The sequence below is a fragment of the Microbacterium sp. P2_F9 genome (assembly GCF_056403635.1).
In genome coordinates, this window is sequence record NZ_JBFUFC010000232.1 from 1 (window position 1) to 5,316 (window position 5,316).

Annotated in this window: 6 protein-coding genes; 2 read left to right on the forward strand and 4 right to left on the reverse strand. The window is 69.0% G+C overall.

Going from position 1 to position 5,316, the window contains the following annotated elements; translation table 11 throughout:
• From AC1DVT_RS17645 to AC1DVT_RS17660, 4 genes are all read right to left on the reverse strand, one after another.
• Positions 1-454: FUSC family protein (locus AC1DVT_RS17645; RefSeq protein WP_477390428.1), on the reverse strand; the 454-nt coding region annotated here is incomplete at its 3' end.
• Positions 455-464: 10 nt separating this feature from the next.
• On the reverse strand, positions 465-1,571 hold the full coding sequence (gene ygfZ / locus AC1DVT_RS17650) for a CAF17-like 4Fe-4S cluster assembly/insertion protein YgfZ (RefSeq protein WP_477390430.1): 1,107 nt from the start codon (positions 1,569-1,571) through the stop codon (positions 465-467).
• The gene (locus AC1DVT_RS17655; protein WP_457099279.1) at positions 1,571-2,170 is read right to left on the reverse strand and encodes a nitrobindin family protein; all 600 of its coding nucleotides are present in this window, start codon (positions 2,168-2,170) and stop codon (positions 1,571-1,573) included. Before AC1DVT_RS17655 ends, ygfZ begins: the two co-directional genes overlap by 1 nt.
• Positions 2,171-2,305: 135 nt before the next feature.
• Positions 2,306-2,596 carry a hypothetical protein gene (locus AC1DVT_RS17660; RefSeq protein ID WP_457099278.1) on the reverse strand — a complete coding sequence of 97 codons (291 nt, stop codon included), beginning with the start codon at positions 2,594-2,596 and terminating at the stop codon, positions 2,306-2,308.
• Positions 2,597-2,710: 114 nt separating this feature from the next.
• Between AC1DVT_RS17660 and AC1DVT_RS17665 the strand changes: the two genes are divergently transcribed.
• Together AC1DVT_RS17665 and AC1DVT_RS17670 are read left to right on the forward strand one after the other, a co-directional pair.
• Positions 2,711-3,406, forward strand: coding sequence for a response regulator transcription factor (locus tag AC1DVT_RS17665; protein ID WP_457099277.1), 696 nt, complete (start codon positions 2,711-2,713; stop codon positions 3,404-3,406).
• A gap of 52 nt (positions 3,407-3,458) precedes the next feature.
• A partial coding sequence (locus tag AC1DVT_RS17670; RefSeq protein WP_477390432.1) for an RNA degradosome polyphosphate kinase occupies positions 3,459-5,316 on the forward strand: 1,858 nt, incomplete at its 3' end.

A 5,316-nucleotide genomic window follows, 5' to 3' on the forward strand; every position in this document is an offset into this window, starting at 1 on the left:
CGTCGACGAACCGGAAGAAGGGCGATCCGCCGGGGATGATCATGACGATCAGCGACTGGATCGCGGCGGCGATCGCGAAGCCCGCCTGGGCGGAGAGGAAGCGCGCCACGATGAGCGTTATGCCCAGGGCCAGCGCCAGCTGCCACCACCCGCTTCCCGCGACGAGCAGCAGGAGCTCGGCGATCAGGATGCCGACCAGCATCCCGATCACGGTCTCGAGCACCCGGATCGGTCGTGCGTCGCGCACGAGCCCGAGGCTCGAGACGGTCACGGTCGCGGCGAGCAGCGGCGTCGGGTGACCCAGCACCATCTCGGCGAAGAGGTAGGCGCCGGTCGCGGCCACCACGATCTGCAGAATGCCCGGAAGCGATCGGCGCACCCGGACGAGGCCCGGCTTGGGGTTGACGCGCGACCGCCACCCGGTCGGGATCGCCGCGGTGACCGGAGCGCTCACGACGCTGCGCTCACCGAGCGGTCGTACGGCGGCCCAGGCGCGGCATCCGCGGGATCGATGCCGTAGCCCCCGCCTCCGGGGGGACGATGATCTCCTGCGCGGCCGAGATCGGGCCGTCCGAGGTGTCGACGGTCAATGCCGCGTCGACCGGCGTCGTCCGGCGCACCAGGGCGAGGGCGATCGGCCCGTCTTGATAGTGCAGGGCGACCGAAGTGATGACGCCGACGGCGTCCTCCCCCACCCGCACGGCAGCGCCGGGCTCGGGGAAGGTGCTGTCGCTGCCGTCGAGCTGGAGCGCCACGAGGCGCCGAGGCGGGTGACCCAGGTTGTGCACCTTGGCGACGGTCTCCTGCCCGCGGTAGCAGCCCTTGCTCAGATGCACGGCGGTGCGCAGCCAGTCGACCTCGTGCGGCAGCGTCCGCCCGTCGACCTCCGCCGCCCACCGCGGGCGCCAGGCGGCGACGCGAAGCGCATCGGATGCCGTCAGGCCCGCGAGCGCGAGACCGCCGGTCGCCGCGGCCGTGGCCACCCGCGCCTCCTCGGCACGCGTCACGATGGCCTCGGCCCAGTCCCGGTCGAACCCAGGGTGCGGATCGACGGCCGCATAGGCGTAGCCGCCGGAGTCGATGTCGGGCCATGAGTCGACCCAGACGAGCGGTACTCCTGCCGGGGTCGCAGGGTTCACCGCCGTGAGCGCATCCAGCGTTCCGCCGATGACGGCGTACTCGTCGGTCGCGTCGCGGGGCGCGACCCGGAGCCGGAACCGCATCCGCAGCAGCCAGGCCAAGAGGCCCTCGGCATCCGCGCGATCCACGATGAGCCAGGCGGTCTCACCGTCGTCGATGACGGATGCCGCGTGCTCCACGTGACCCTGCGGGTCGAGGATCARCAGCTCCGTGCTCCCGCCGGGCACCAGCCCGGTCAGGGCCTGGGATGCGAGCGAATCCAGCCAGGACAGCCGATCCTCRCCGGGAACCGCGAGCACCCTCCGGTCGCCGAGGGGGGCGATCGCCCGCCCTTCGGCGAGCGCGCGCTGCTCGGCGAGCGGATTGCCGATGTGCCGGAGCCCGGTGTCGTCGACGACCGCCCCGGGTACCGCCGCGAAGATCTCGGTCATCATTCCGCCTTCGCCAGTCGTGCCGATGCGTGCGAGCCGAGGTCTGCTCCGAGCGCCGCGATATCCCACGCCCACAGCAGGTGCTGGTCGACGAGGCCGTACATTCTGGTCGCCGCGCCATAGGACTTCGCGCCGGCGGTGCGCACGACGGCGTCCGTGGCGATGTCGATGCGCGGACCGCGAACCTGGCCGAGGTACAGCTCCATGAGCCCGTCCGCGTGCACGAGCGAGACTTCGATGTCGAATCCGCCCTGCGCGGTCCGCAGCAGCTCGACGTCGTCCGCGGTGCGCGCCACGAACGGCGATCGGGGCGGGAGCAGGCCGGGGCCGGCATCCGCCGGCGTCGCCGGGCGGGAGAGCCGCCAATAGCCCACCTCGGCGATGAGCGGGCTCCGTACGCCGTCGGCGTCCAGCCAGGCGTCCGCGGAGTAGTTCAGGTACCCGCCGCCGTCATGGCTGAAGCTCACCCGGTGCGCGAACTCGCCTTCGTAGCGGTGGCCGTCGGCGGTGTAGTCGATGACGCCGGTGCCCTCCCAGATCCCGAGGAGCCACGACAGCGGAACGATGTCCGCGGGAAGGTCGGTCGGCAGCTCGAGCACGGCGCCTCCGGTCAGCGCTGGCCGCGGTACAGGTTCCAGACCACGACGCCGGAGACGAAGGCGATCGCGAGCGACGCGAGCGCGAGGAGGCCCACGAAGAACAGCTCGAGTGCGACGAGATCCATGGCTGACACTCTATCCCGGAACGACCGATGCCAGCCCGAACCCCAGGCTGATCACACCCATCACGACGAGCGCGCCCAGGCAGCCGGCGGCGACCCGCAGGATGAACCCGTGCGAGCGGCCGTTGGCGAGCTGCAGCCCGAACGAGAGCCAGATGCAGGCGCCGAGACCGACGACGAGCCACGCCGCCCGCCAGTCCGGCGGAACGAACAGCCCCACGACGACCGCGATCACCGCGGAGGCGATCCACACCGCGACAACGGCGCCGGTGGTGCGGCGGGGAGCAAGCTCAGGCACGGCCATGCCCCTATTGTGACGCACCGACAAGGCCCGTGCGTCGAAGCGATCCGTGAGGAGCGCGTCGTGACTCTAAACTGAGGGTGACGTCGAGTCCCACCCGCGTCCGGAGGATCACCTTTGGCACAGCTTCTTGTTCTCAGTTCCGCACCCGGCGGCGGGCCTGTCCTGCCCTCCTTGGAGCTGCTGAGCCACCGCGTGCGTCAGATCCCCGCTGAACCCGCCTCACTCGTGAACGCACCGAGCGCGGATGTGATCTTCGTCGACGCGCGCATCGACCTGGTCGGTGCGAAGTCCCTCTGCAAGATCCTGAACACGACCGGTCTGGACGCACCGCTCCTCCTCGTTGTCACCGAGGGCGGCCTCACGGCGGTGTCGACGGACTGGGGCGTGGACGACGTCATCCTCATGACGGCCGGCCCCGCCGAGGTCGACGCCCGCGTGCGACTCGCGATCGGACGGATGACGAAGGAGCAGGTGTCGACGCGCATCCAGACGTCGGGCATCACGATCGACGAATCGTCGTACTCCGCGAAGGTGCACGGCAAGCCGCTCGACCTGACTTACAAGGAGTTCCAGCTCCTGCACTTCTTCGCGACGCACCCGTCCCGCGTGTTCACCAGGGAGCAGCTGCTCAGTGAGGTGTGGGGCTACGACTACTTCGGCGGCACCCGCACGGTCGACGTGCACGTGCGCCGCCTTCGAGCCAAGCTCGGCGATCTCGAGCAGCTCATCGGCACCGTCCGAAATGTCGGCTACCGCTTCAACGTCTACGAGGACGACCAGGCTCCAGCCCCGTCCGCACGGTCCGTCTAGCGGCCGCTCCCGAGTTCACACGCTCGTCACCTGTCCCTGCAATGATGATGGGATGATCGAACACGAGGTGCTCGACGCCGGGCTCGGCGACGCGGATGACGACGACTTCGACCTCTCGGAGGCGTTCGTCTCGCAGCTCCCCGATCACCGGTATCTTGACCGCGAGATCAGCTGGCTCTCCTTCAACCAGCGAGTGCTGGAGCTTGCGGAAGACCGGAATCTGCCCGTGCTCGAGCGGTCGAACTTCCTCGCCATCTTCGCGAGCAACCTCGACGAGTTCTTCATGGTCCGAGTCGCTGGGCTCAAGCGCCGGATCGTCACCGGACTGGCCGTGCCGACGAACATCGGCCGGTCGCCGCAGGAGGTCCTCACCGACATCTCCGCCGAGGCCCATCGCCTCCAGGTCCGCCACGCGGCGGCATGGGTGGACGACATCCAGCCCGCGCTCGCCGACGCAGGCATCGACGTCCTCTCCTGGGAGGCCCTGACCGACGAAGAGAAGGCGTACGCCTACGAGTACTTCCAGGCGCAGGTCTTCCCCGTGCTGATGCCGCTTGCGGTCGACCCGGCGCACCCCTTCCCGTACATCTCGGGGCTGTCGCTCAACCTGGCGATCCGCATCCGGAACGCCCGCACGGGTCGACAGGACTTCGCCCGACTCAAGGTTCCGCCGATGCTCCCGCGATTCGTCCGGGTCTCGCGCGACGGCGAGCGGGTGCGGTATGTCCCCCTCGAGTTCATCATCGCGAATCACCTCGAAGACCTCTTCCCGGGCATGGAGATCCTCGACCACCACACGTTCCGCCTCACGCGCAACGAGGACATGGTCATCGAGGAGGACGAGACCGAGAACCTCATCCAGGCGCTCGAGGCCGAGCTCCTGCGGCGGCGGTTCGGTCCCCCGATCCGCCTCGAAGTCACCGAGGAGATCGACGACGTGACCCTCGACCTGCTGGTCAAGGAGCTCGACATCACGTCGCAGGAGGTCTACCGCCTGCCGGGTCTGCTGGATCTGCGCGGGCTGTTCGACCTGTCGAGGATCGACCGGCCGGAGCTGCACTACGCCGCGCACGTTCCGACGACGGCGCTGCCGTTCCAGCCGGCCGAGCAGAACGGCCGCGCCGACATCTTCGCCTCCATCCGCAAGGGCGATGTGCTCGTCCACCACCCCTACGAATCCTTTGCGACGAGCGTGCAGCTGTTCCTCGAGCAGGCGGCCAAGGACCCGCACGTCCTGGCCATCAAGCAGACGCTGTACCGCACCTCGGGCGACAGCCCGATCGTGCAGGCGCTCATCGATGCGGCCGAAGCGGGCAAGCAGGTGCTGGCCCTGGTGGAGGTGAAGGCGCGGTTCGACGAAGCCGCGAACATCGTCTGGGCGCGCAAGCTCGAGAAGGCGGGCGTCCACGTCGTGTATGGCCTGGTCGGGCTGAAGACGCACTGCAAGCTGGCGCTCGTCATCCGCGAGGAAGACGGCATCCTCCGCCACTACAGCCACATCGGCACCGGCAACTACAACCCGAAGACGAGCCGGATGTACGAGGACTTCGGGCTGTTCACGCAGGACGACCAGGTCGGCCGGGATCTGACCCGCCTGTTCAACGAGCTGTCCGGCTACGCGATCGAGAAGAAGTTCAAGCGGCTCCTGGTCGCTCCCCTGCACCTGCGCAAGGGTCTGCTCCGGCAGATCGACAACGAGCGGCGCAACGCCCTCGAGGGCAAGCCGTCCCGGATCCGCCTCAAGGTGAACTCGATGGTGGACGAGCAGATCATCGACGCGCTGTATCTGGCGAGCCAGGCCGGCGTCCCGGTCGAGATCTGGGTGCGCGGCATCTGCGCGCTCAAGCCGGGGGTGGAGGGGATGAGCGAGAACATCGTCGTGCGCAGCATCCTGGGTCGCTATCTGGAGC